Raw genomic sequence first — 26,824 nt, forward strand, 5'->3', positions numbered from 1 at the left:
TTTATTCGTTGACTCCCAATTCAGAGCCCTCTAAGTTTAGGTTTAATTTATCGCTAGTGACTTCGTCGTCGTCATCGGCTTCTCTCATTTCGATCTCTTCTTCGTCGCCGGAGAGGATTTTAACATCCATACCTAAGCTTTGAAGCTCTTTGATCAAAACTTTGAATGATTCCGGAACACCCGGTTCTGGAACATTCTCGCCTTTAACGATAGACTCATATGTTTTCACACGGCCCACAACGTCATCGGATTTCACTGTAAGAATTTCTTGCAGTGTATAAGCAGCTCCATAAGCCTCGAGCGCCCATACTTCCATCTCCCCGAAACGTTGTCCACCGAACTGCGCTTTACCACCCAGCGGCTGCTGAGTAACAAGGGAGTAAGGTCCTGTTGAACGGGCATGGATTTTATCATCAACCATGTGCGCCAGTTTAATCATATACATGACGCCAACAGTGACTTCGCGTTCGAACGATTCACCTGTACGGCCATCGTACAGAATCGTTTTACCGCTGCGCTGCATACCTGCTTCTTCCATCGCATCGAACACGTCATACTCACGCGCTCCATCGAATACTGGCGTTGCAGCATGGATACCTAGGTACTTGGAAGCCATACCTAAGTGAACTTCAAGCACTTGACCGATATTCATACGTGAAGGAACCCCTAGTGGATTCAATACAACTTCAACCGGTGTACCATCTGGAAGGAACGGCATATCTTCTTCTGGAAGAATACGTGCTACGACCCCTTTGTTACCGTGACGTCCCGCCATTTTATCGCCTTCGGAAATTTTCCGTTTTTGTGCGATATAGACACGAACGAGTTGGTTCACACCAGGAGGCAGCTCATCGCCGTTCTCACGAGTAAATACTTTCACATCAACAACAATACCGTCTGTACCATGCGGTACGCGAAGGGATGTATCACGAACCTCGCGAGCCTTCTCACCGAAGATCGCATGCAGCAATCTTTCTTCCGCTGTCAGTTCTGTTACACCTTTAGGTGTTACTTTACCAACAAGGATATCGCCTGCGCCGATTTCGGCACCGACACGGATAATACCGCGCTCGTCAAGATTTTTCAGTGCATCTTCCCCAACGTTCGGGATATCGCGAGTGATTTCTTCAGGTCCCAGCTTCGTATCACGAGCTTCGGACTCGTACTCCTCGATGTGAATAGAAGTGTATACATCTTCTTTCACAAGCTTTTGGCTAAGCAAGATCGCATCCTCGTAGTTGTAACCTTCCCAAGTCATGAAGGCTACGACAACGTTACGTCCAAGCGCCAATTCACCTTGCTCTGTTGAAGGTCCGTCTGCAAGAATATCGCCCGTTTTAACCAATTGGCCTTTTTTAACAATTGGACGTTGATTGATGCACGTACCTTGGTTGGAACGCATGAATTTGTGGAGTTTATATTTGACGATGTTGCCGCTAACCAGCTTGCCATCGACCAATTCTTGGCGACGCAGCCAAATTTCATTCGCAGCAGCTTTCTCAATAATTCCATCGAATTTGGAGACAATACATACTCCTGAGTCTTTAGCGACCTTATGTTCCATACCTGTTCCTACAAGGGGTGCTTTCGGGATCAAAAGCGGAACCGCTTGACGCTGCATGTTTGAACCCATAAGCGCACGGTTGGAGTCATCATTTTCAAGGAACGGAATTAACGCCGTTGCCACGGAAACAACTTGCTTCGGAGAGACGTCCATGTAATCGACACGTTCTACCGGAAGTGTTAAGTTGTCATCCTTATAACGAACGATAATAGCATCTTCAACGAATTTATTATCTTCCGTCAATTGTGCATTCGCCTGAGCGATAACATAGTTATCCTCTTCGTCTGCAGTCAGGTAAGCGATTTGGTCAGTTACTAGTCCTGACTTTGGATCTACCCAACGATATGGCGCCTCAATGAAGCCATATTCATTAATACGGGCAAACGTAGACAAGGAGTTGATCAAACCAATGTTCGGTCCCTCTGGCGTCTCAATTGGACACATACGGCCATAGTGAGAGTGATGCACGTCACGAACTTCCATACCTGCGCGCTCTCTCGTCAAACCGCCGGGCCCGAGTGCAGATAGACGTCTTTTGTGCGTCAATTCAGCAAGCGGATTCGTTTGGTCCATAAATTGAGAAAGTTGGGAGCTACCGAAGAACTCTTTGATCGATGCGATAACAGGACGAATGTTGATTAACGCTTGCGGTGTAATCACATTCGCGTCTTGAATCGACATACGCTCACGAACAACACGTTCCATACGGGAAAGACCAATACGGAATTGATTTTGCAGCAATTCACCTACAGAACGAAGTCTACGGTTACCTAAGTGGTCAATATCATCCGTATTTCCGATACCGTGAAGCAAATTGATGAAATAGTTAATGGATGAAATAATATCGGCAGGCGTGATGTTTTTGACAGTTTTATCAATAACACCGTTAGAGATAACTTTAACGACCTTGCCCTCTTCTGTTGGTGAATATACGTTGATGCACTGAACTGGAATCGTATCCGCGCCCGTTACACCTTTAGGAATCGTAAATTCTTTATACCCTGCACCTTTTTCAATAAAAGGAAGGATTTCATCTAAAACACGACGATCAAGCAATTGCCCAGCTTCTGCAATAATTTCTCCAGTCTCGGAGTCCACTAGTGTTTCAGCCAAACGTTGATTGAACAATCTGTTTTTGATGTGAAGTTTTTTATTGATTTTGTAGCGACCTACATTCGCCAAATCGTAACGCTTCGGATCAAAGAAACGAGCAACGATCAAGCTTCTAGCATTATCTAATGTAGGAGGCTCGCCCGGACGAAGACGCTCATAGATTTCGATTAACGCTTTTTCCGTAGAATCCGTGTTATCTTTATCGAGCGTATTACGAATGTATTCATTGTCACCCAGCAAATCCAAAATCTCAGCATCTGTACCAAATCCTAAGGAACGAAGAAGGACAGTTACTGGAATTTTACGCGTGCGATCGATACGAACATAGATGATATCTTTCGCATCAGTTTCAAGCTCCAACCAAGCTCCACGGTTCGGAATGACGGTTGCGGTATATGTTTTTTTGCCGTTTTTATCCACTTTCGTGCTATAATAAACACTGGGTGAACGAACGAGCTGGGAGACGATTACACGCTCCGCACCGTTAATAATGAACGTTCCCGTGTCAGTCATGATAGGGAAATCCCCCATGAACACTTCTTGTTCTTTGACCTCGCCGGTTTCCTTATTAATCAAACGGACTTTGACTCTTAACGGCGCCGCATAGGTTACGTCGCGTTCTTTGGATTCATCAACTGAATACTTAGGCTCGCCTAAGCTATAGTCAATAAACTCCAGTACTAGGTTACCTGTAAAATCCTGGATCGGAGAGATATCCTGAAACATCTCGCGAAGTCCTTCTTCCAAAAACCACTCATACGATTTTTGCTGGATTTCAATCAGGTTTGGAATGCCCAGCACCTCATTAATTCGTGCATAAGTCCTGCGTTTACGTCGTCCAAATTGAACAAGATGTCCCGCCAACTTTCATTCACCCCTCAACTCTACTCAATAAATAAAAAGAAGAAGAAAAACTTCTACCGACGTACACTCAGGACGCCTCCGTTAGTGGAGCCCGTCCGAATTAAGCGACTGTATGAAGGAAGGTTTTTCCCTGTAATCAATAAGACTTTTCCAAATATTTCTTCCCATCCTGTTAGAATTTCCTAAAATTCAAACATTATACGTTACAAGTTCAAATTTTATGCATTCCGGAAGAAAAAAACACTTGACATTTTTGTTAACTAAAGACATGTGTCCCATCTTAATACTGACATTTTTTAATAATACCACATGTGAAATGTCAAGTCAAACAAATTTCCTCGATTGTCAACAAAGACTTCATACCGTTTCAATAAGCTTTCGATTACTTCGTGGCTTTGAGTATTTTGTACCCTTTATCTTTAGATACCTCAGTAACTTCACTGTACAAAGACTCGAGTTTTTTCATGGCCGATGGAGCACCCTGCTTTTTTTGAATAACAACCCAGATAGACCCGCCATCAACTAAGCAATCATAAGCATCTGTAAAAATGCGATGAACGACTTCCTTACCGGCACGAATCGGCGGATTGGTTAAAACCGAGTCAAAGCGCAGCCCCTGTACTTGTTCCAAGAGATCACTTTGGAGGATGGTCACATTCGTAATTCCGTTACGCTTCGCATTATCAACAGAAAGCTCAATCGCTCTCTCATTGATATCGACCATTGTCACATGCCCCTTGGGGCACATCACAGCTGCGCTTAGCCCAATTGGACCGTACCCACACCCTACATCAAGAACCTTAGCATCCTCGCGCAGTTCCATAGTTTCAATTAAATGCTTACTACCATAATCGACACCTTTTTTCGAAAAGACTCCCGCATCCGTCAGGAACGTATATGTTTTGCCACGCAGCACTTCCTGCATAGTATGAACATCTCGTTTAACAGTCGGTCGCTCCGTATAGTAATGCTCTGACACGTTATGAATTCCTCCTTCACTTTTACCTTTAGGAAAATCAAATAACGAGAGCGTTCCTAAGGCTTTCCTAAGGGTAAAAACCTCATCTTATAACGGTTAAAAAAACCTCTTGAAGTCAAGCTTCAAGAGGTTTCCTATTGAAAGATTACTTAACTTCTACGGAAGCGCCAGCTTCTGTAAGCTTAGCTTTAACAGCTTCTGCTTCTTCGGAGCTAACTTTTTCTTTAACTGCTTTAGGAGCGCCATCAACCAAGTCTTTCGCTTCTTTCAGGCCAAGACCTGTGATTTCGCGAACTACTTTAATTACGTTGATTTTGGATGCGCCAGCGCTAGTCAAGATAACATCAAACTCAGTTTGAGCTTCTTCAACTGCTACTGCTGCGCCACCGCCAGCTGCTACTGGAGCTGCTGCTGTTACGCCAAACTCTTCTTCAATTGCTTTAACCAGGTCGTTCAATTCCAAGATTGTCATGCCTTTGATTGCTTCTAGGATCGTTGCATTGTTGCTCATGGTTAAACCTCCATTATCATTCATATATTTTGTGGTTGTTGTTGTAAAACAAAATTAAGCTTGACCTTCAGCTTCTTTTTTCTCTGCAACTGCTTTAACAGCAAGTGCAAAGTTACGAACTGGAGCTTGAAGAACGCTAAGCAACATGGAGAGAAGACCATCTCTGGATGGAAGTTCAGCAAGTGCTTTGATTTGATCGTATCCAACTACGCGGCCTTCGACCACGCCGCCTTTTACGCTCAATTGATCATTCTTTTTCGCAAATTCAGTCAAGATTTTCGCTGGAGCGACTAGATCGTCATTGCTGAAAGCAATAGCAGTTGGACCTGTTAGGTACTCATCCAATGCGCTTAAATCAGCATTTGCCGATGCGCGTCTAGCCAACGAGTTCTTGAGAACTACGAATTCAATACCAGCTTCGCGCAAGGTTTTGCGCAGCTGCGTTACTTGAGCTACGTTCAAACCGCGGTAGTCTGCTATGATTGTAGAAGCACTAGCTTTAAACTTTTCAGTTACTTCAGCTACTGCCTGTTCTTTCTGTGCAAGAATTTTCGCGTTTGCCATAGTACACCTCACTTCTTATGCATTTATCTTTCAAGATCGCAAACAGTAGGAGCATCAGCATTCCTTATCTAAAATAAGAAATGCCTTCGTAGACGCTACGAAGGCATGATGTGTTCACTTTTTCCCTGATGTACAAAGAAATCGCTATATATATCATAACACCTCGGTAGGAAATTAAGCACGTTGGCACCTACTGTCTACGGTTTGCATATTCATTTTTATGACCTTTGATAGAGTATCACGCCCAGCAACCGAAGTCAACTGGTAGCTTTTACTTATCTGAAGGATTGCAGGTTCACACGAACGCTTGGGCCCATTGTGGAGGATACAGCAATGTTTTTCAGGTAAACACCTTTAGCAGCTGCTGGTTTCGCTCTTACAAGTGCATCAACCAATGCTTTGAAGTTTTCGTTCAATTTATCAGCATCGAAAGATACTTTGCCAAGTGGAGCATGGATTTGGCCTGCTTTGTCAAGACGGTACTCGATTTTACCTGCTTTGATCTCTTGAACAGCTTTGGTAACGTCGAAAGTAACTGTTCCTGCTTTAGGGTTTGGCATTAAACCTTTACCCCCGAGGATACGACCCAGTTTACCAACTTCGCTCATCATGTCCGGAGTAGCTACGCAAACGTCAAATTCGAACCAACCTTGTTGAATTTTGTTGATCATGTCAGCATCACCAACAAAATCTGCACCAGCTGCTTCAGCTTCTTTCGCTTTCTCGCCTTTAGCAAATACAAGTACACGTTTCGTTTTACCAGTACCATGTGGAAGTACAACGACACCACGAACAGCCTGATCTTGTTTTCTTGGGTCAACACCCAGACGAACTGCAACATCTACAGTTTCATCAAATTTAGCAGGAGCTGTTTTCTTAACAAGCTCGATTGCTTCTGACGGATCATACAAAGTTTCAGCATTTACAAGCTGAGATACTTCGCGGTATTTTTTACCGTGTTTAGGCATTTAAATTTCCTCCTTAGTGGTATTAGCGGATAATCCTCCCACCGAGCGGCTGAAGAGTTTTCGTAGAAAACTCACTTCGAAAGCAAGTGCTTACCGTTTAACCGCATTCCTTGCGGAATTAATCTTCGATAGTGATTCCCATGCTGCGAGCAGTACCTTCAACCATACGCATTGCAGCCTCAACGGATGCAGCATTTAGGTCAGGCATTTTTTGTTCAGCGATTTCGCGAACTTTAGCGCGTTTCACAGTTGCAACTTTCTTTTTGTTTGGTTCACCGGATCCTTTTTCGATACCAGCAACGACGCGAAGAAGAACTGCAGCCGGAGGCGTTTTAGTGATGAATGTAAAGGAACGATCCTCGAATACAGTGATTTCAACTGGAATGATAAGACCAACTTGATCAGCAGTACGAGCGTTAAACTCTTTACAGAAAGCCATGATGTTCACACCTGCTTGACCCAATGCTGGACCGATCGGTGGTGCTGGATTTGCTTTCGCAGCTTGAACTTGAAGCTTCACGATTTTAATAACCTTTTTTGCCATGATAGACACCTCCTTGCTTTTAATATGGGATCTCATTGCCATCCCACTAACGAAGGTCTATCCCGAGGAATAGACCTGGTAGAAACCCTTGGTTTTCTTGTTTTATAGCTTTTCCACTTGGTCGAAATCGAGTTCAAGCGGGGTTTCTCTACCAAACATGTTGACATGTACCTTAAGTTTACCCTTGTCAGCAATAATTTCTTCAACAGAGCCGACAAAGTTTGCGAAAGGTCCCACCTTGACGCGTACGGTTTCTTTGAGTTCGAAGTCGATTTTCTCCTTCGGCTCTTCCATACCCATATGCTTCAGGATAGATTCAACTTCCTCAGGTAATAATGCAGTCGGCTTAGAGCCGGATCCTGTAGAACCTACGAATCCAGTTACTCCTGGCGTATTACGCACGACATACCAAGAGTCATCCGTTTGAATCATTTCTACGAGGACATAACCCGGATAAACTTTGCGCATGACGACTTTTTTCTTGCCGTCTTTGTTTACCAGTTCTTCTTCCATAGGCACAAGCACACGGAAGATCTTGTCCGTCATTTCCATAGATTCAACACGTTTCTCTAGGTTGGCTTTCACTTTGTTCTCATACCCTGAATAGGTATGTACGACGTACCATCTTTTTTCCATGAATAAATTCACCTATAGTCCTGTTTATTTAAAAACAAGGCGCAGCAACTCAGAAATTCCTAGATCCAGCACAAAAAAATAGATGGCAACAAAAGTTACGGTACCAATAACGACAAGCGTATAGGTAGTCATTTCTTTGCGACTTGGCCACTTGACCTTTTTGAGTTCTGACCAACTGTCGGTGAAGAAGGAAAAAGTGGATCCGAAGCTTTGTCTCATTCTAGCCAAGAACGCCACAAACTACACCTCCAAAGAACTACCTAGTCTCGCGATGAGCAGTATGTTCATTGCAAAATTTGCAATATTTCTTCAACTCAATACGGTCGGGATTGTTGCGCTTATTTTTAGTGGATGCATAGTTTCTTTGTTTGCAATTTGTGCACGCTAATGTGATGATGACCCGCATGATGTACACCTCCTACAGACACTTTCTAATTAAAGCCCTTCTAAGCGCGTCAAAAAGAAAGCGACTTTTAGGGCTACCTGAAATACTTTATCACAACCCGTAATAGGGTGTCAAGGCAGAAGTCTCATAAATGCGAGAGTATCATCAGTATAGACCCTCTAGACAATTGTTAAACATTCTCCCAAAGAAAAACACCCGCACAGCTTAAGCGGCGCGGGTACCTCCTACAAATCTCGGACTTCTAGATAACGTTCAAGTTTGCGTTTAACACGTTGAAGAGCATTATCAATAGACTTCACATGACGATCGAGATCAACGGCAATTTCTTGATACGATCTGCCATCGAGATAGAGCATCAGCACCCTGCGCTCTAGGTCACTTAATATCTCTCCCATTTTATCTTCAAGGCCCGTAAACTCTTCTTGATTGATTACAAGCTCCTCAGGATCTGTAACCCGGGAACCGCTAATAACGTCAAGCAGCGTACGATCAGAATCTTCATCATAGATAGGCTTGTCCAGTGACACGTAGGAGTTAAGAGGAATGTGCTTCTGACGCGTTGCTGTTTTGATAGCCGTGATGATCTGTCGAGTGATGCACAGTTCAGCAAAGGCTTTGAATGAAGCAAGCTTGTCTCCTCGGAAGTCGCGAATAGATTTATATAAACCTATCATACCTTCCTGCACAATGTCTTCTCGGTCTGCACCTATCAAAAAATAAGAACGTGCTTTGGCACGTACGAAATTCTTATATTTATTGATAAGGTATTCCAACGCTTCGCTACTGCCTTCACGAACTGCTTCGACGATGTCTTCATCTGGCTTGAGGTCATAATCATACATTCTCAGTTCTTTGAGGTCGACACTCACCAACAATCCCTCCGGCCTGCAGGACTACCCAGATTCACTATAAAAGTTTAGGTTAAGTATACATGAAGAAAACTCACACCGTCAACGGGGAACCGCACCATTTCTAGCATTTGGAGGATTCACTCTCCTCTTCGCCACCGCTCGAACTGCTCTTTGAGCTCATGGCTCAGTTTACTTTCGAACGGATTACGCTTGGATGAGGTTTCGGGATGAATACGTTCTCTCACTTCTTTGCGATTCTGTTTGATTTTGACTAGCAGTTCACCAGCGGGCATCCGAAGAGCTCCTTTACCGAATATGACATGCTGCTCAATCATATCCGAGGTGGCTACATAGATCTGCTTACGCCTTCCCATCAGATTCGTGACCAGGCGTTCGATCCGTTCATCTGCCGTTTCCTTCTCTTTGGTATAGAGTACTATAAGCTTACTCTGCACATACTTCTTACCAAGTCCTGGTACCATATAGGCATCAAAAACAAGATATACCTTCATACCTGAGTAGGATTGATACTCCGCTAGCATATGAATTAACTGATCGCGAGCGCCCTCCAGATCCGTGTCTTTCAGCTTACTCAGCTCCGGCCAAGCGCCAATAATATTGTAGCCATCAACAATCAGAAACTGTTCCATTTCATTTAACTCTTATTACGCTGTCTAACCACTTCATACATCAATACCCCCGCGGCAACGGACGCATTCAAAGAATTCACATGCCCTGCCATCGGAAGCTTAACTAAGAAGTCACATTTCTCTTTAATTAATCGACCAACACCTTTACCTTCATTGCCGATAACAAGTGCTATTGGAATACTAAAGTTGGCTTTATACACGTCTTGAGCAGCGGTTACATCCGTTCCAGCGACCCAAACTCCCTGCTCTTTCAATTTCTCAATCGTCTGCGCGATATTCGTCACACGCGCAACGGGAACATATTCAACAGCCCCAGCTGAAGTCTTGGAAACTGTAGCTGTAAGTCCGACGGAACGCCGTTTGGGAATAATGACGCCATGAACACCTGTACAATCTGCTGTTCGCAGAATTGAACCCAGATTATGCGGATCCTCGATCTCATCAAGAATCAGGATAAAAGGTTCTTGCCCAAGTTCTTTAGCCTTAGCTAGAATATCTTCTACTTCGACATACTCATAGGCTGCAACTTGCGCTACAACACCTTGGTGTTGCAGACCTTCAGCCATTTGGTCCAGCTTACGCTTATCCGTAAACTGAACGATAATGCCTACATTCTTGGCTTCCGCTACAATAGGACCCGCGAATTGCTTCTGAGCACTCTCTGCGATCCATATTTTATTAATCGTCCGACCTGCACGAAGCGCCTCCAGAACGGAGTGCTTCCCGCCGATATATTCTTCATCCATTCCTGTTCCTCCTAAAAGTTTTGCTCAAACAATACAATCATCGTTAGCTTAAGCTACTTGTTCTGCTTATAAGTAATCGCAAAATCTAATATTTCCTTCAATCTCTCAAAAGATTGTTTATAGTACAAATATCCGATTAAGCACTCAAACGCGGTGCTGTGCCGGTATTCCAGCACCTCCGCGTTTTTGGCTGTAGTTCCTGATTTGGCATTGCGTCCCCGCTTTACCATGTCTACTTCTTCTTCCGACAGCATCGGCATCAAAGCCTCCAACAATTTGGATTGCGCTTTGGCTGATACATATCCCGTCGATGCTTTGTGCAAATGGTTCGGTCGATGATTAGCTCCAGAAATAACATATTGCCTGATGTACACTTCATATATAGCATCCCCTATATATGCCAATACAAGCGGATTCAGTAAATGGGGACTTTTAGATGGCGGGAAAATAAAAAGGTTCGCAGCGTCATGGATCGACTCGCTCATTTACGGCGCCAACGTATTCCCTGTGGTGTATCTTCTAGGAATATCCCTTTCTCTGTGAGCAGATCACGGATTTCATCCGCGCGAGCCCAGTTCTTCGATTTACGCGATTCAGTCCGTTCAATAATCAACTGCTCAATCTCTTCATCCAACAACTCATCCGCTTGCTGCGAAAGAATCCCTAAGGTTTGGTCGAACGCTTGCAGCTGATCTAAGAAAAGCTGCAGCGCGGCGGCATTTACCCGCTCCTGTTGCAGGTACAGGTTCGCTTCAGCAACAAGGTCGAATACCGCTGTAATTGCATCCGGAGTATTGAAATCGTCGTTCATCTTATCGTCAAACTGGCTTGCAATCGCAGCCAGGCGATCCGTTAATGTTGATTCTATTTCACTAGTCGCAGAAGCAGTAGTAAGTCGATGCTTCAAGTTGTCATAAGCATTCTGAATGCGTTCTAACGCGTTAGAGGCTTGTTTCAAGCTTTCATCGCTGAAATTCAGCGGATTGCGATAGTGCGCGGATAACATGAAGAAACGGAATACTTGCGGTTTGATTTGTTTAACGAGATCACGAATAAGAATTCCGTTGCCAAGTGACTTGGACATCTTCTCATTGTCAATGTTAAGGAATGCATTGTGCAGCCAATAATTAGCCATCGGATGCCCTGTTACAGCTTCCGTCTGAGCGATTTCACATTCATGATGCGGGAACGTCAAGTCTTGTCCGCCACCGTGAATATCAATCGTTTCACCCAAATATTTGCGCACCATGGCGGAGCATTCGATATGCCAGCCTGGACGACCTTGGCCCCATGGACTATCCCAATAAATCTCTCCCGGTTTGGCCGCTTTCCACAGAACAAAATCCTGAGGACTCTCTTTGCGATCATCTACTTCAATGCGGATACCGTATTGGAGCTCTTCCAAATTTTGATTGGATAACTTGCCATACTCCGCAAATTTGCTTGTTCGGTAATAAACGTCACCGCCGGCTTCGTAGGCGAAATCTTTCTCAACTAGGGCGACAATGAAATCTATAATTTCCTGGATGTTCTCCGTCACACGCGGATTCAAAGTAGCATCGTGAACGCCAAGCGTTTTGACGTCATCCAAAAAGGCTTGAATGAATGTTTCTGCAAGCTCTGGAACAGTAACAGCCAACTCCTCAGCTTTACGAATCATTTTATCATCCACATCGGTAAAGTTCGTAATATAAGTCACTTCATACTTCTGAGATTCCAAATAGCGACGTACAACATCGAAGAAAATAACCGGTCTGCCGTTACCAATATGAATATAGTTATACACAGTAGGCCCGCAAACGTACATCTTCACTTTGCCTGGTTCAATTGGAACGAATTCTTCTTTTTTCCGCGTTAGCGTATTATACACTCTGAGTGTCATGTTCTCTCGTTTCTCCATTCTTAAGGCGTTCTTGTTCAAGTTGCCGTTTTAAATCATTAATCTGATTCTGTAATTCCTGAAATATATCAACAATAGGATCAGGTAAGTTCCCATGGTCTAAACGATTTACACGAACCCCGTCCCGTTTAACAAGTTTAGCAGGGATCGTGACGACGGTGCTATTGGAAGGAACTTCCTGAATGACTACCGCATTAGAGCCAATACGTGAATTTTCGCCTACGAGGAAAGAACCAAGAATTTTGGCACCCGAACCAATAACTACATTATTGCCAATAGTTGGATGTCTCTTACCTTTTTCTTTCCCCGTTCCCCCTAAGGTTACCCCTTGGTAAAGGATGACATCGTCACCAATCTCACAGGTTTCCCCGATAACAACACCCATGCCATGATCAATAAACAGTCTTTTCCCTATAGTTGCACCCGGGTGAATCTCAATCCCTGTCATGAACCGGCTCCACTGCGAAACGATACGAGCGATCGTATACATTCCCCGCTTGTAAAACCAGTGACCGATTCGATGGGACCAAATCGCATGAAGACCAGAATACGTAAAAACAACCTCAAACCAGCTGCGTGCAGCCGGGTCGTTATCGAATACGGCGGATATATCAGATTTGATCGTTGCCCACATGTTCTCACCTTCTTCGTAGAAATCATACAAGGATTCTTCTAAAACAAAAAAAGCCCCCGCAGCCATATGGCTGCAGAGGCGTAGTTATCGCGGTTCCACTCTGCTTGGTGACTCGGAAGTCTCCCAACTTAAGTTCCCGTAACGTGGGTATTCCGGCTGCGCCTACCCTACTCTTACGAGTATTCGGCGCGGCAGCTCCCAGGTGCATTTCCGATTACAGGAATTGGATAACTCACAGCCAAAGCCTCGCGGCTTCGATTATCCTCTCTGATAAATCCCTAGTTAAGCGTACTCTCCTGATCATTGCATTCGATATTGAACTAAGTATAGCGAAAAGAAACCCGCTTTACAATAAGTTCCTTAGACGTGATGCGACTTTTTCTTTGCCAAGTAAGTAAAGAGACACATTTAAGTCAGGTCCGTGCACTTGCCCCGTTAGCGCAGAACGAATGGACATGAACAGTTGTTTCCCTTTGAAGCCCGTATCCTTCTGCACTTGTTTCAGCAAAGCGGGGATGGCTTCTACGGTGAAAGCTTCCGCTTGCTCGACTTGCGTGAGAAAGCTAGCTAGCACAACAGGCACATGCTCCTCTTTCAAAACAGCAGCTGCCTCCTCATCGATAACCAACTCTTCCTTGAAGAAGATGCTGGATAGCTCGACGATCTCTGCCGCGAAACGCATTCTCTCTTGATTGAGGCCTACCAGAGCCGTTACCCACTCTTGAGCTGCGGCATCCAAATCACCTTGGATGTATCCAGCCTTTTGCAGATGAGGCACGCATAACTCGACCACTCGGGAGAGCGGGGCCTTTTTCAAATAAGCATTGTTCATCCAATTCAATTTATCCATATCAAACACAGCCGGACTTTTGGATACGCGATCCAGGTCAAACTGGGCAATAAGTTCTTCTTTTGTGAACATTTCTTCTTCGCCGCCAGGAGACCAACCGAGAAGGGCAATGAAGTTAACAACAGCTTCAGGCAGATAGCCTAGCTCTTTGTACTGTTCGATAAACTGAATGATGGATTCATCCCGTTTACTCATTTTTTTACGATCAGGATTCAAGATAAGCGCCAAATGAGCAAAGTCAGGCACAGGAAGTCCCAGCGCTTCATACATGAGGATTTGTCTTGGTGTATTGGACAGATGCTCCTCACCGCGAATTACCAGATTGATTTTCATCAAATGATCGTCCACAATGACAGCAAAATTATAGGTTGGAATACCATCGGTACGTGCAATGATGAAATCACCAATACCGTTTGATTCAAATTCAACATGCTCGCGAACTTTGTCCTCGAAGCCGATAATCCGGTCTTCTGGAACACGGAAACGGATGGATGCCTTACGTCCTTCAGCTTGATAAGCAGCAATCTGATCAGGTGTTAAGTTACGGCATTTACCTGAATAACCGCCCATTTCTCCGCGTGCTTCTTGCTCTGCCCGCTCCTGCTCCAAATCCGCTTCAGAGCAATAGCAATGGTATGCGTGGCCGCTCTGAACCAATTGATCGAGATACGTCTGATAAATATCCAGGCGCTCCATCTGACGATAAGGACCGTATGGACCTCCGATATCTACGCTCTCATCCCACTCTAAACCAAGCCATCTTAGGCCATTCAGTTGATCCTCGATACCAGACTCTTTATGACGAGTTTGATCCGTATCTTCAAAACGAACAACGAACGCACCGCCATGGCGACGTGCCAATAAATAATCAAACAGTGCTGTACGAGCACCGCCAATATGTAAATGTCCAGTCGGACTAGGTGCATAACGCACACGTAAAGGTTGATTCATGTGTGTACCCTCTTCTCCCCAATATTACCTGCTATTCTAGCACATCTCGAATTAAACAAACAACCGATTGCGCAGCAATACCTTCGCCTCGACCCGTGAAACCAAGCTGTTCCGTCGTCGTAGCCTTCACATTGACTTGATCTGGCTTAGCGTCTAGCGCCGCTGCAATGATTTCTACCATCTGCGGGATGTACGGCGCCATTTTGGGCTTCTGCGCAATGATTGTGGAATCCGTATTCCCAAGGTGATAACCTTTGTCCTTAGCCAGCTGCCATACCTGCTTCAGCAGTACTAGACTATCCGCATCCTTGAACTCTGCAGCCGTATCTGGGAAATGCTTCCCGATATCGCCTAAGCCCAGTGCGCCTAAAATAGCATCGCTAATAGCATGCAGCAGTACGTCCGCATCGGAGTGACCGAGCAACCCTTTTTCATAAGGAATCGTCACGCCTCCAATAATGCACTTACGGCCTTCCACCAACTGATGAACATCAAATCCTTGTCCTACGCGAATCATAGCTATCCCTCTCCCCTTACGTTGTGTAGTATCCATTCTGCCCATGGCAAATCTTCCGGTGTCGTAATCTTAATATTATAATAGTCCCCTTCGACCACATGCACCGTCATTCCTATTCGTTCAACCAACATCGCATCGTCCGTCCCCATGAAATCATCCTGAAGAGCCCGTTCGTGCGCTTCCTGTAGAAGAGAAAGCCGAAAAGCTTGCGGCGTTTGGATCGCCCACAAGCTTCGTCTATCGGGTGTAGATTGAATTCGTTTCTCGGTATCTACGATTTTGATCGTATCTTTAACAGGAACGGCCAGTACAGCTGCATCCTGTTCTTGCGCTTTCACAAGACAATCGAACACATGTTCCTTTTTTACGAAAGGCCTAACACCGTCATGAACGAGTACCCACGTTGTATCCCTCTGTAAGGAGTCCAGACCCCGTCTAACGGAATCTTGACGTTCGGCGCCTCCTGCTAGCACATGAGTGACCTTGGAAAGAGCGTAGTCCTGCACAAAGCCTCTACAGCGATCTACGTCAGTTCCCCCAACAACGAGAATGATTTCATCCACTTCATGTATGTTTTGAAATAATTGCAAGGTATGTACCAGAATTGGCTTATGTCCCAGTTGTAAGTATTGTTTACTTTCAGCCGTTCCCATTCGCGAGCCCTTGCCCGCTGCCACGATGATAACTCCTAGCTTCCCCATAAGACCTCCAACTAAGTGCTTTCTGAAAGAAAGCTTTCTTCGTAAGCATAGGCCCATAGAGCTATGTTACATCTCCTTATCATACTGGTTTTACTGTGCTTTTTCCAATAGTTTCGGTTTAGCGAAAATCATACGTCCCGCCGATGTCTGCAGAACACTTGTGACCATCACTTCGAGTGTCATCCCAATGAATTCGCGCCCGCCTTCCACCACGATCATCGTACCGTCGTCCAGATAAGCTACACCTTGTCCATGCTCCTTGCCATCCTTAATGACTTGAACTATGATTTCTTCACCCGGTAGGACAACAGGCTTTACTGCATTCGCGAGGTCATTGATATTGAGTACAGAAACACCTTGCAGTTCACATACTTTGTTTAGATTGAAATCATTCGTAATCACTTTGCCTTGCAGTACTTTTGCCAGCCGGACTAGCTTGCTATCTACTTCAGATATTTCCTCGAAATCTCCTTCGTAAATGAGCACTTTCACTTCAAGTTCCTTTTGGATTTTGTTCAAAATGTCCAGACCGCGTCGACCGCGATTCCTTTTGAGTAAATCCGATGAATCGGCAATGTGCTGCAGCTCTTCCAAGACAAATTCGGGAATAACGAGGGTACCCTCGATAAAGCCTGTTTTACAAATATCTGCGATCCTGCCATCAATAATGACACTAGTGTCGAGAATCTTATGCTCCTCATAAGGACGATGTGTCTGCTTCTCTGGGCCTGTGGATCGACTCTTTGCAATGATCTGAACCAGCTCTTCCCGCTTGCTGTAACCGATACGGAACCCCATAACAGCTAATACCGCAGACACAATGAACGGTAAAAAGGGACTAGCCCACTTCGCCTGCTCCAGTACAGGGAACACCAATACTGATATAAGCAGCCCAATGACTAAGCCTAACGTACCTGAGAGTAAATCAGACACCGGGATATCCGCTACATTCCTTTCGCCTCTCATAAGCAGTTTCATTCCCTGACTAGCAACCCATGACGAAAGGAAGAACATACCTACTGCGCATAAACTATTAATCCAGATAACTTGTCCCGCATCACTCATTAACACTGTCTTTCGAAGGATCGAATCACTCCAACTATACCCTAAACTACCACCCATGATGGCCAAAATGATTTGTACCCATTTCCTCATCACAGATTCACCTCCTAAATCAAACTTGTTTTAAGCCTTATTACAATTATGTTCCAATTTCTCCAACGTTAATCACTTCTTTACATGGAAAATTGAAATATTAGAGGGCTTCCTTTATAATGAAATTAGAAGTTACCAACACACCCGAGGTGGATGGAATGAGCTCCTTGACTTTAAAGCAGTTTCAGGATCAAGTATCTGAATTGTTACTCCGTCACCGAAGTCTGCTTGACGTCTTATCCAAATTTCAACAGTCAGGCGCAGCTACTAATCGTTCCGTGGTGAAATCTATTACGGAATGTGGATGTATTCAGGTTCATGCAGCCAAGCAAGAGTATCATCCTGAGATGACTTTGGATGAGGCCAAGGATGTACTCGGCACTCATGTATCTGGTCACTTATGTGAACAATGCATTGAGGTCGTAAGTACGGAACTGGGTAGAAATCTCTTCTATATGTCTGCACTTAGTAACATCCTAGACGTTAATTTGGAGCAAGTCGTTGAGAACGAATCGAAGAAATGCACAACATTGGGACTTTTCAACATGTCATGAAAACGAAAAAAGCATTTATTTTCTCTCTGAATCATCAGAAGAAAATAAATGCTTTTTATTTTCGAAACCTGTGTTAAACGTCCGATTTCACTGAATTTGTGTCGTCCATGCCGCGTCTTTTGTTCTTTCTCCGGAGACGGATGAAGAACCCATCAACGTTTTTTTTTAGGCCATATAGCGCGTACGCTAACAGGGGTACGAAAATCATTTTAGAAATAGACTCTGGCCACTTGATAGCGATCAAAATAGCTACAGCAACAATAATTGGCGTAATCCAGATCGCTGCTTTCGGAATACCCGCTTTTTTGAAGTTTGGATACTTCACTGTACTTACCATTAAGTAAGACAACAGGATAGTACTCACTAACAACACATATACATTAATTTCGTTCACAAACAAAGCTAGTGTACAAAGAACTCCGCCCGCGGCTGGAATCGGAAGACCGATAAAATAGCCAGGCGTACCGGCAACGACATTGAAACGAGCTAAACGGAGCGCTCCACAAATCGGGAAGATCGCTGTAACAATCCAAGCAAATGCCGGACTAATTACATTCGGATCATTAAATGCAACCACATACATGATAAAAGCGGGTGCTACACCGAATGAAATGACATCGGACAGCGAATCTAACTCTTTACCGAACTCACTCTGTGCGTTCAAAGCTCTGGCTACACGTCCGTCAAGTCCATCAAGCAACATAGCGACAATGACAAGTACTGCTGCAACTCCATGTTCACCACTGAAAGCAAGAATAATTGACAATACACCTAGGAATAAGTTCCCTACTGTAAAAAGACTGGGAATTGATTTCGTTAACATATGTTTTTGTCCACCTCTGGATTTACTATACCCTTATCTCGACTTAATAAAACCTCGACTGCATAAAACTGCCTTGCCTTAACAAAACCTCAACAATGATACTTTATGATTGTATCTAGTTTAAATATGTCTGTCAATGAACACTTGTTCTTGAATTCTTTTGAGACCTTCCTTAATGGCGCGGGCTCTCACCTCTCCAATTCCGTCAACTTCATCCAATTCTTCAATTGTCGCCATCATCATGTGAGGCAAATAACCAAACTTTTCGACCAGATTGGCAATAATGATAGACGGTAGCCGCGGAATTTTCCCTAAAATTCGGAACCCCCGAGGGGACACCGGTTCTTCGGCAATAGAATTCGTATGCGGATATCCAAGCAATCGGATGATTTGGTGCGGCTCCAGCAGTTCATCCGAGGATAACCGCTTTAAGCCTGCTTGCATTTCTTTGACGCGGTCTTCCGATAAATCACGTACATAATCTTTTACGATCAAACGCGCTTCAAGTTCCGCATTCCCAACAAGTTCTTCAAGCTGCATGCTAATGAGGCGGCCTTCATTCCCAAGCTCATTAATGTATCGGTTAATCTCGGCCTTAATGCGCAGCACCATCTCAAACCGAGCAATGACATTGGTAACATCGTGCAATGTTACCAATTCCTCAAACTCGGATGCGCTTAGATTGGTAAGCGACTGATCCAATACGACTTTGTAACGCTCCAATGTCTGGATCGCTTGATTCGCCTTAGTCAGGATAACACCAATATCTTTCAGCGCGTAACGCAAATTACCTTGATAAAGTGTTATGACGTTACGCCGCTGAGAAATCGAAACAACCAACTTATTGGTTTGCTTCGCAACACGTTCGGCAGTCCTATGCCTGATTCCCGTCTCCGATGATGAGATAGAGGAATCTGGGATTAATTGTGTGTTCGCATATAGGATGCGTTTGATGTCCTCACTAAGGATAATCGCACCATCCATTTTGGCAAGCTCATATAAATAATTGGGGGAAAAATCACAATCTATGGAAAAACCGCCATCGACGATTTCCGTTACTTCTGTACTATATCCAACTACAATAAGTCCACCCGTTTTGGCGCGTAGGACATTCTCTAACCCATCACGGAACGGTGTACCAGGTGCTACCATTTGCAGCAGTTGGCTCATGACGTCTCGCTTTATCTCTTCTTTACTCATCATTTTCCTCCTGAAGGCTTGCAGGTTGAATGACCACGAGTTAACCCAGTGCCGCTTTCAATGCCTCTGCTACCGTGTTCACTCCGATAATCTCCATACCGGCGGATGAGTCCATCCCTTCGAACTTTTCTCCGGCATAATTACTCTACGGAATCCAAGCTTTCCGCTTCCTTCACACGTTGTTCAATCCGTGATACACCGCTGACTTCTCCGGTCAACCCGATCTCACCGAACAAGTCCCGTCTATAATCTTCTTCTAAAAACAATCCCTCTACATATATAATACATTCCGCATTCGAAATTCATGCTGCTTTGATATAACCTAACATCCTTAATCCGAACTGTACTACTGGATGGAGTCCATTTGCTAAATCCTTACAACTAAGTATAACGGAAAATTCATTCCTTTAAAAGAAATTGTATATAATGAAAGATCAGTTTCAAATTGGCAGGAGTCGATATAACGCTCAACAATAGATGTTGTCTAATTATCTTCCTCATCCCAAGGTGCTTTCTCCTCTTTGCCTTTGGAAGAAGCGCCAAATACAGAGTGGATGACTTGGCTTAATGTCTTACATGGGATTACCTTTATTGTAGAAAACGTAGTTGTGCTTTTCAATCCATTGAGCGCAACATAGACACGTTTGAAACCCATTCTTTCAAGCTCTCTAATTCTTAGTTCTAACGTAGGCACTTTTTTTAATTCACCCGTTAATCCAATATCTGCGATAAATACAGTATCATTGGGGATACCTTGATTCTTACAGGAAGATACAATGCTCATTATCGCGGCTAAATTTGATGATTGTTCTTTTAAACGAATACCGCCTGTCGTTTTAACAACCACGTTCTTGTCATGAAGAGGGATATTGGCTCTTTGTTCCATGATGCTGATAAGTGTATTCACATGGTCCTTTTTTAAACATTCAGCAATCCGGCTTGGGTATGGCATGAACGTGGTTGATACCAAACTTTCTATTTCCAAAATGATGGGTCTTGTACCTTCTTTAACGACTGTTAATGCACTTCCACTAACTACATCATTCTCGTCTCTTTGTGTCATAAAGAACTCTGAGGGATTATCTATAGGTGTCAACCCTTGCTCACCCATTGTGAAAAATCCAAGCTCTCCTGTGCTGGCATAGCGATTTTTAGTCGAAAATAGCTGTTTTAGCTCCTCGCCTTCCTCCCCCTCGAGAACAAGAACAGCATCTACCAAGTGTTCTAATGCTCTTAACCCAGCTAATTCGTTATCTTTGGTCATCTGCCCAACCATTATAATGGCTCTTGGTCTCTGTGCATCTTTTGCGACCTTTAAGAGAGTATTTGCACATTCCATCGTCTGCGTGGGTGAACCAGGTCTTTGCGGATATTCTTCTAATACAAAAGTTTGAATACTATCAATAATAATGAGGTCAGGGTCTACTTGGTCAATACAACCTAAGACATTATTCAAGCTATTATCAGAATAAACCCAAACGTTTTTATGAATATCTTGCAAGACTCGCTCTGCTCTTCTCTTTATCTGACTATCACTTTCTTCACCTGAAGCATACAGCACTTTCAATCCTTGCTTTGCCACATCATCTGATATTTGCAATAAGAGTGTGGATTTTCCAGCACCTGGAACAGCTGTAATAATCGTAACAGAATCTTTAACGATTCCTCCACCCATTACGCGATTAAATTCATTGTACTTGGTAATAATCCTATCACTGTTTTGGGATACGGTATCTGTAAGACGGTTTATGATAACATTCTTCTTTTTGTTTATGCCCTTCTGACCACCATTAGGAGCGTTTATAACATCATCTTCTTCAAGAGTATTCCACTCACGACAACTGCTGCACGAACCTTGCCATTTTGGATGCTCTTGACCACAACTGGTACATTTATATATGGTTTTCTTTTTCATAGTTAAGATTCACTTCCCCAATTAATCAAATAGTTCTGCAAACTCTACCAATAACTTAATTTTTTCCATTGGAATCGTCTGTTGCTTTACTCTTCTTGCTTTATTTCAAGTTCTTTTCTCTTGTTTATTCTGCATCCACGTTCTATCATACATTTTTTTATGCATTTCTTACATAGTTATCAAAGGTTATACCATTTGAGATACATTATTTATTTATTTTAACAAACTTTATTACGTTCAAAGTAGCCTCATTTGATAGGGGCTGTGATAAAAAAAAAGCATTTTGCTGCACCCTAGACAGGATGGAGCAAAATGCTTCTTTGCTTTCATTATTTTGCGGCTACGCCTTCGCCCTTCAGGACGACAAGTTCGCCATCTTTCTCATCAATGGTTAAAGAGTCACCTTTGGCAATATTGCCTCTGAGAAGTTCCTCAGATAAGCGATCCTCGATATGCTTCTGAATCGCTCTGCGAAGCGGTCTTGCGCCGTAAGTCGGGTCGTACCCTTCTTTGGCAAGGAACATTTTCGCTTTGTCTGTAAGCAAGAAATCAACCTCCTGCTCTTTCAAGCGTTTGCGAAGATCGTCCGCCATCAAAGTGACGATTTCTGCGATATGCTTCTCATCCAAGGAGTGGAAAACAATAATTTCGTCGATCCGGTTAAGGAACTCCGGACGGAAGCTTTTCTTGAGCTCGCCCATGACTTTATCCTTCATATTGGTGTAATCTCTACCTGCATCGACAGCAGCCGTAAAGCCAAGTGAAGAATTTTTCTTAATCATATCCGCGCCAACATTGGATGTCATAATAATCAATGTGTTGCGGAAATCAACCGTGCGTCCTTTGGAATCTGTTAAGCGACCATCTTCCAGTACTTGCAGTAGAATGTTAAACACTTCTGGATGTGCTTTCTCGATCTCATCGAGCAGTACGACCGAATATGGCTTACGGCGAACTTTCTCCGTGAGTTGACCGCCCTCTTCGTATCCAACGTAACCCGGAGGCGCCCCTACTAATCTAGAAGTCGAGTGCTTCTCCATGTATTCCGACATATCAATTCGAACTACTGCGTTATCATCACCGAAAAGAGATTCTGCTAATGCGCGTGCTAATTCGGTTTTACCAACACCCGTTGGTCCGAGGAATATGAAGGAGCCCATTGGACGCTTCGGATCTTTCAGACCTGCTCTAGCGCGGCGAATGGCACGGCTTACGGCTTTAACAGCTTCTTCCTGGCCAATCACTCGCTCATGAAGAATATCTTCCATTTTGAGCAGACGCTCTGTTTCTTCTTCAGCAAGTTTACTTACCGGAATTCCTGTCCAGCTCGCCACAATTTGCGCGATATCATCTGGCGTTACTTCTGTGTCCAAGCGACCTTGCTTCTCTTTCCAATCATTTTTCGTTGTATCCAACTCTTCGCGAAGCTTCTGCTCCGTATCACGAAGTCCAGCTGCTTTCTCGAATTCTTGACTTTGAACCGCTGCATCTTTCTCCTTACGGATGTTATCCAGCTTGCTCTCAAGTTGTTTCAATGAAGGCGGTGTTGTATAAGAACGCAGTCTTACTTTGGAACTCGCCTCATCGATCAAATCGATCGCTTTATCCGGTAAGAAACGGTCCGTAATGTAACGATCGGAAAGTTTTACAGCTTCTTGGATCGCAGCATCCGTAATTTTCACACGGTGATGAGCTTCATACCGATCACGTAATCCATAAAGGATTTGAATAGCTTCCTCAGGAGATGGTTGATCTACTGTAATAGGTTGGAAACGACGCTCTAAAGCCGCATCTTTTTCAATATACTTACGATATTCATCCAACGTTGTAGCACCAATACACTGCAGCTCGCCTCTAGCTAGAGCCGGTTTCAGGATGTTGGAGGCATCAATTGCGCCTTCCGCTCCGCCTGCGCCAATTAAGGTGTGAAGCTCATCAATGAATAGTACGATATTGCCCGCTTGACGAATTTCGTCCATGATCTTTTTGAGACGATCTTCGAACTCACCGCGATACTTAGTCCCTGCTACAACAGAGCCCATATCGAGCGTCATTACCCTTTTATCCTTCAACGTTTCCGGAATTTCATTATTAATAATTTTCTGAGCAAGGCCTTCAGCAATCGCTGTTTTACCAACGCCTGGTTCACCGATCAGTACCGGATTGTTTTTCGTTCTGCGGCTCAATACTTGAATGACACGCTCAATTTCTTTGCTGCGCCCAATCACAGGATCCAGATGACCCTCTTTGGCATACGCCGTCAAATCTCTCGCTAAACCATCCAATGTAGGTGTGTTTACATTCGGATTACTACCATGACTTGGTGACACGGTCTCACTGCTTCCAAGCAATTGAAGGACTTGTTGACGTGCTTTATTCAAAGAGACACCTAAGTTATTAAGGACTCTTGCAGCAACACCTTCTCCTTCGCGAATAAGCCCGAGTAAAATATGTTCAGTCCCCACATAAGTGTGACCTAATTTTCTCGCTTCATCCATCGAAAGTTCAATGACCTTCTTCGCTCTAGGTGTATACGCAATGTTGGTAGGCTGTTCTTGTCCTCTGCCAATCAGCGACTCAACTTCGTCTTGAATTTTCTCAAGACCTAAGCCCAAAGCAACAAGCGCTTTAGCCGCAATGCCTTCCCCTTCACGAATAAGACCAAGTAAAATGTGCTCCGTACCAATATTGTTATGCCCTAAACGAACAGCTTCCTCTTGAGCAAGAGAGAGCACCTTTTGCGCACGTTCCGTAAATCTTCCAAACATCATAGAGAACACCTCCAAAATTAGTATATCTATAGAAATCCTAAAGGATGAATCTTATCTTTCTTAAACCCTACCAAATCTTTCGCGAATCAACTCAGCCCTGCGTATATCTCGCTCTTCGGCATTTAATTTCTCACCGGCATATTGTTGAAGAAAACCAGGTTGCGTCATCACCAACAATTCATTCAAAACATTCGATGAAACGTTGTTGATAATTCCAAGGTCAATGCCAAGTCTCACATCTGATAAACGCTGCGCGGCTTCTTTCGAATCCATGATTCCCGCATAAGATAGAATTCCTAATGAACGGTTCACACGATCTATTATCCGCATTCGGGACTCTTGAATCAGCTTATGTCTCGCAGCACGTTCATGCTCTATAATTTGCCTTGCTACACTGTGTAAATTATCAATAATCTCATCTTCGGATTGGCCAAGCGTAATTTGATTCGATATTTGAAACAGATTTCCTAAAGCTTCGCTACCTTCCCCGTATAATCCTCTAACTGTCAACCCAACTTGCGTAACAGCTGATAAAATGCGATTAATTTGTTGGCTAAGCACCAACGCGGGTAGATGCATCATCACCGAAGCGCGGATCCCGGTACCGACATTTGTAGGGCAGCTTGTTAAGTAACCCCTTTTTTCGTCATATCCGTAATCCAGCTGTGTTTCAAAAATATCATCGATTTGGTTCGCCAAATCCCATACTTCTTTAATCTGAAAACCGGGACATAAACATTGTATGCGAAGATGATCCTCTTCGTTGATCATAATACTGATGGATTCATTTTCGCTCAAAATAACGGCACCATTCCTGGACTCGTTAGCTAAATTAGGACTAATTAAATGCTTTTCTACCAGAACCATTCGCTCAAGCTCATTCAGATCCGACAACGGGATGAGCGAAAAATTGCTTATCGTCTCCAATTCATCATTCTCAAGCACCCCGGACAAATGATCCAGTACTTCTTGTGATTGTTGATTCGTCGCTAGCATTGGATAAGGGTAGTCCCTAAGGTTACGAGCAATGCGGATCCGACTACTGATGACGATATCCGATTCAGGCCCTTCGCCTTTCATCCATTCGCTTAATGCATCTGCTGTAAACCGCTGTGATGTCACTGGATTCACACCTCCTTACAAACTCACATACCCGCAATTTTCTTCTCAATTTCACGAATTTGATCACGAATCTTTGCAGCCTGTTCGAACTCTTCTTGTTCGATACAGGACATCATATCCTTCTTGAGCGTATCAATTTCCCGCTTACATTGGATGATGCCACCACTTCGCTTAGGCACTTTCCCAACGTGAACGATATTTCCATGCACTCTTTTGAAGAGAGGATCTAACTTTTCTGAAAAGCTTTGATAGCATGATCCGCAACCAAAACGTCCTAATTTACTAAATTGAGAATACGTAAGGCCACAGCTCTCACAACGGATCGCCTGAGACTTTGCAGCGGATAGAGATGATGGTTCGAAATCAAGTAATCCTGACAACAGATTGTGAATCGAAAATCCGTTGGATGTTCCGGGAATCATTTCGCCCTTTTCACGAGCGCAATTCTCACAAATGTGGAACTCGTTCTTGTCTCCATTCACAATCTTCGTAAAATGAAGAGTCGCCGGTCGTTTCCCGCATTCCTGACAAATCATTTCATATGCCTCCTCATCTGCTAAGCAAGGATATCAGCATTGCTTTAAGAATCTTAGCCCGAATTTCATCGCGCAGCGGGAGCTTGAAGGTCAACACATCTCTCGAAATTGCGGCCCGAATCAGGTTAGCTTCTCGTGTTGAAATATAGTGACCTTCCTGCAGTTGGTATACGAGTCCTTCTGAAGTAACTTGATCAATGTGCGTATGAATCGTGCGAAAGATGTGGTCTAAAATGGACCCGTGACTCTTGAGCTCGATTTTCTGGATACGAATGTATCCGCCACCGCCGCGCTTGCTTTCAACAATGTAACCTTTTTCCAAGGTAAACCTTGTACTGATCACATAATTGATTTGGGAAGGTACACATTGGAACTGATCAGCTAGATCATTGCGTTGAATCTCAATAGCCCCTTCGGAACTCTGCTGCAGGACATGTTTTAAATACTGTTCAATAATTTCTGATACGTTGCGCATCAATTCGTCCTCCCAGATTGCCAGAAGTAAATTGACTTTGACTTTCTTTGACCTTAACTAGATTATAATCATTTCCTTTCTTTTTGACAAGTACTGCTCCAAAAATCCAATCCTTAATGATCCGATAACCAAAAGTGAACCTTACTATTGTTGACCTTACCTACAGTTTTATTCGAAATAAAAACAAAAAAGCCTTCCTGAGATTACTCTCAAAAAGGCTTTATCTTGTGCTTGGCAACGTTCTACTCTCCCAGAACCCTGCGGTTCAAGTACCATCGACGCTGGAGGGCTTAACGGTCGTGTTCGAGATGGGAACGCGTGGGT

The 26,824-nt window shown here is 43.9% G+C and carries 27 protein-coding genes, 1 rRNA gene, 1 pseudogene and 1 other annotated feature; of the genes and pseudogenes, 1 reads left to right on the forward strand and 28 read right to left on the reverse strand.

Annotation, left to right across the window (positions count from 1 at the left end):
• Position 1: 1 nt before the first annotated feature.
• The 19 genes from rpoB to ASG85_RS22540 form a co-directional block, all read right to left on the reverse strand.
• Positions 2–3,541 (reverse strand): DNA-directed RNA polymerase subunit beta, encoded by a 3,540-nt coding sequence (gene rpoB, locus ASG85_RS22455; protein ID WP_057304270.1) that lies wholly within the window; start codon positions 3,539–3,541, stop codon positions 2–4.
• 382 nt (positions 3,542–3,923) lie between these two features.
• Complete coding sequence (locus tag ASG85_RS22460; RefSeq protein WP_057304271.1) at positions 3,924–4,520, reverse strand: class I SAM-dependent methyltransferase; 597 nt, start codon at positions 4,518–4,520, stop codon at positions 3,924–3,926.
• Positions 4,521–4,665: 145 nt separating this feature from the next.
• Positions 4,666–5,031 carry a 50S ribosomal protein L7/L12 gene (gene rplL, locus ASG85_RS22465; protein WP_029196469.1) on the reverse strand — a complete coding sequence of 122 codons (366 nt, stop codon included), beginning with the start codon at positions 5,029–5,031 and terminating at the stop codon, positions 4,666–4,668.
• A 54-nt stretch (positions 5,032–5,085) separates the two neighbouring features.
• The gene (gene rplJ / locus ASG85_RS22470; protein ID WP_057304272.1) at positions 5,086–5,595 is read right to left on the reverse strand and encodes a 50S ribosomal protein L10; all 510 of its coding nucleotides are present in this window, start codon (positions 5,593–5,595) and stop codon (positions 5,086–5,088) included.
• Between the two features lie 66 nt (positions 5,596–5,661).
• Positions 5,662–5,816: a sequence feature (ribosomal protein L10 leader region), on the reverse strand.
• A 54-nt stretch (positions 5,817–5,870) separates the two neighbouring features.
• Complete coding sequence (gene rplA, locus ASG85_RS22475; RefSeq protein WP_029196471.1) at positions 5,871–6,563, reverse strand: 50S ribosomal protein L1; 693 nt, start codon at positions 6,561–6,563, stop codon at positions 5,871–5,873.
• Positions 6,564–6,681: 118 nt separating this feature from the next.
• Entirely contained in the window at positions 6,682–7,107 is a 426-nt protein-coding gene (gene rplK / locus ASG85_RS22480) for a 50S ribosomal protein L11 (RefSeq protein ID WP_029196472.1), read from the reverse strand.
• A 102-nt stretch (positions 7,108–7,209) separates the two neighbouring features.
• Positions 7,210–7,743 carry a transcription termination/antitermination protein NusG gene (nusG, locus tag ASG85_RS22485; RefSeq protein ID WP_057304273.1) on the reverse strand — a complete coding sequence of 178 codons (534 nt, stop codon included), beginning with the start codon at positions 7,741–7,743 and terminating at the stop codon, positions 7,210–7,212.
• 24 nt (positions 7,744–7,767) lie between these two features.
• Positions 7,768–7,980 carry a preprotein translocase subunit SecE gene (gene secE / locus ASG85_RS22490; protein ID WP_047683213.1) on the reverse strand — a complete coding sequence of 71 codons (213 nt, stop codon included), beginning with the start codon at positions 7,978–7,980 and terminating at the stop codon, positions 7,768–7,770.
• Positions 7,981–7,999: 19 nt separating this feature from the next.
• Positions 8,000–8,149 (reverse strand): 50S ribosomal protein L33, encoded by a 150-nt coding sequence (gene rpmG, locus ASG85_RS37095; protein WP_079418041.1) that lies wholly within the window; start codon positions 8,147–8,149, stop codon positions 8,000–8,002.
• Between the two features lie 224 nt (positions 8,150–8,373).
• Positions 8,374–9,018, reverse strand: coding sequence for an RNA polymerase sporulation sigma factor SigH (gene sigH / locus ASG85_RS22495; RefSeq protein WP_028557511.1), 645 nt, complete (start codon positions 9,016–9,018; stop codon positions 8,374–8,376).
• Between the two features lie 119 nt (positions 9,019–9,137).
• Complete coding sequence (locus ASG85_RS22500) at positions 9,138–9,650, reverse strand: NYN domain-containing protein (RefSeq protein ID WP_057304274.1); 513 nt, start codon at positions 9,648–9,650, stop codon at positions 9,138–9,140.
• 5 nt (positions 9,651–9,655) lie between these two features.
• Complete coding sequence (gene rlmB, locus ASG85_RS22505; protein ID WP_057304275.1) at positions 9,656–10,396, reverse strand: 23S rRNA (guanosine(2251)-2'-O)-methyltransferase RlmB; 741 nt, start codon at positions 10,394–10,396, stop codon at positions 9,656–9,658.
• A 53-nt stretch (positions 10,397–10,449) separates the two neighbouring features.
• Positions 10,450–10,881, reverse strand: coding sequence for a Mini-ribonuclease 3 (locus ASG85_RS22510; protein WP_057304276.1), 432 nt, complete (start codon positions 10,879–10,881; stop codon positions 10,450–10,452).
• The gene (cysS, locus tag ASG85_RS22515) at positions 10,878–12,278 is read right to left on the reverse strand and encodes a cysteine--tRNA ligase (protein ID WP_057304277.1); all 1,401 of its coding nucleotides are present in this window, start codon (positions 12,276–12,278) and stop codon (positions 10,878–10,880) included. The genes ASG85_RS22510 and cysS overlap by 4 nt, the downstream gene beginning before the upstream one ends.
• Complete coding sequence (cysE, locus tag ASG85_RS22520; protein WP_057304288.1) at positions 12,259–12,930, reverse strand: serine O-acetyltransferase; 672 nt, start codon at positions 12,928–12,930, stop codon at positions 12,259–12,261. Before cysE ends, cysS begins: the two co-directional genes overlap by 20 nt.
• A 346-nt stretch (positions 12,931–13,276) precedes the next feature.
• On the reverse strand, positions 13,277–14,731 hold the full coding sequence (gene gltX, locus ASG85_RS22525; RefSeq protein ID WP_060647785.1) for a glutamate--tRNA ligase: 1,455 nt from the start codon (positions 14,729–14,731) through the stop codon (positions 13,277–13,279).
• Positions 14,732–14,762: 31 nt separating this feature from the next.
• Positions 14,763–15,248: a 2-C-methyl-D-erythritol 2,4-cyclodiphosphate synthase gene (gene ispF / locus ASG85_RS22530; RefSeq protein WP_057304279.1), complete on the reverse strand. Its 486-nt coding sequence runs from the start codon at positions 15,246–15,248 to the stop codon at positions 14,763–14,765.
• Between the two features lie 2 nt (positions 15,249–15,250).
• Complete coding sequence (ispD, locus tag ASG85_RS22535) at positions 15,251–15,949, reverse strand: 2-C-methyl-D-erythritol 4-phosphate cytidylyltransferase (RefSeq protein ID WP_060647786.1); 699 nt, start codon at positions 15,947–15,949, stop codon at positions 15,251–15,253.
• Between the two features lie 90 nt (positions 15,950–16,039).
• Positions 16,040–17,107 carry a PIN/TRAM domain-containing protein gene (locus ASG85_RS22540; protein ID WP_057304281.1) on the reverse strand — a complete coding sequence of 356 codons (1,068 nt, stop codon included), beginning with the start codon at positions 17,105–17,107 and terminating at the stop codon, positions 16,040–16,042.
• 155 nt (positions 17,108–17,262) lie between these two features.
• On the opposite strand from ASG85_RS22540, the gene ASG85_RS22545 reads away from it, so the two are divergent.
• Entirely contained in the window at positions 17,263–17,658 is a 396-nt protein-coding gene (locus ASG85_RS22545; protein WP_047683251.1) for a hypothetical protein, read from the forward strand.
• Between the two features lie 73 nt (positions 17,659–17,731).
• Here the strand turns inward: ASG85_RS22545 and pssA are convergent, their stop codons facing one another.
• From pssA to rrf, 9 genes and pseudogenes are all read right to left on the reverse strand, one after another.
• Positions 17,732–18,481, reverse strand: coding sequence for a CDP-diacylglycerol--serine O-phosphatidyltransferase (gene pssA, locus ASG85_RS22550; RefSeq protein WP_057304282.1), 750 nt, complete (start codon positions 18,479–18,481; stop codon positions 17,732–17,734).
• A 120-nt stretch (positions 18,482–18,601) separates the two neighbouring features.
• A complete protein-coding gene (gene disA, locus ASG85_RS22555) occupies positions 18,602–19,681 on the reverse strand; it encodes a DNA integrity scanning diadenylate cyclase DisA (protein ID WP_082562248.1) in 1,080 nt (359 codons plus the stop codon).
• A gap of 40 nt (positions 19,682–19,721) precedes the next feature.
• Positions 19,722–19,917: pseudogene (locus tag ASG85_RS38055) on the reverse strand (DNA repair protein RadA); the annotation flags it as partial.
• Positions 19,918–20,165: 248 nt separating this feature from the next.
• Positions 20,166–21,596: a DNA repair protein RadA gene (gene radA / locus ASG85_RS22560; protein WP_060647787.1), complete on the reverse strand. Its 1,431-nt coding sequence runs from the start codon at positions 21,594–21,596 to the stop codon at positions 20,166–20,168.
• A 329-nt stretch (positions 21,597–21,925) separates the two neighbouring features.
• Entirely contained in the window at positions 21,926–24,367 is a 2,442-nt protein-coding gene (clpC, locus tag ASG85_RS22565; protein WP_057304285.1) for an ATP-dependent protease ATP-binding subunit ClpC, read from the reverse strand.
• Positions 24,368–24,427: 60 nt separating this feature from the next.
• On the reverse strand, positions 24,428–25,447 hold the full coding sequence (locus ASG85_RS22570) for a protein arginine kinase (RefSeq protein ID WP_051253568.1): 1,020 nt from the start codon (positions 25,445–25,447) through the stop codon (positions 24,428–24,430).
• Between the two features lie 65 nt (positions 25,448–25,512).
• Positions 25,513–26,025 carry a UvrB/UvrC motif-containing protein gene (locus tag ASG85_RS22575; RefSeq protein ID WP_057304286.1) on the reverse strand — a complete coding sequence of 171 codons (513 nt, stop codon included), beginning with the start codon at positions 26,023–26,025 and terminating at the stop codon, positions 25,513–25,515.
• A 13-nt stretch (positions 26,026–26,038) separates the two neighbouring features.
• Positions 26,039–26,500: a CtsR family transcriptional regulator gene (locus ASG85_RS22580; protein ID WP_029196492.1), complete on the reverse strand. Its 462-nt coding sequence runs from the start codon at positions 26,498–26,500 to the stop codon at positions 26,039–26,041.
• A 229-nt stretch (positions 26,501–26,729) separates the two neighbouring features.
• Positions 26,730–26,824 (reverse strand): 5S ribosomal RNA (rrf, locus tag ASG85_RS22585); the annotation flags it as partial.

The sequence above is a fragment of the Paenibacillus sp. Soil724D2 genome (assembly GCF_001427935.1).
Lineage (GTDB): Bacteria > Bacillota > Bacilli > Paenibacillales > NBRC-103111 > Paenibacillus_E.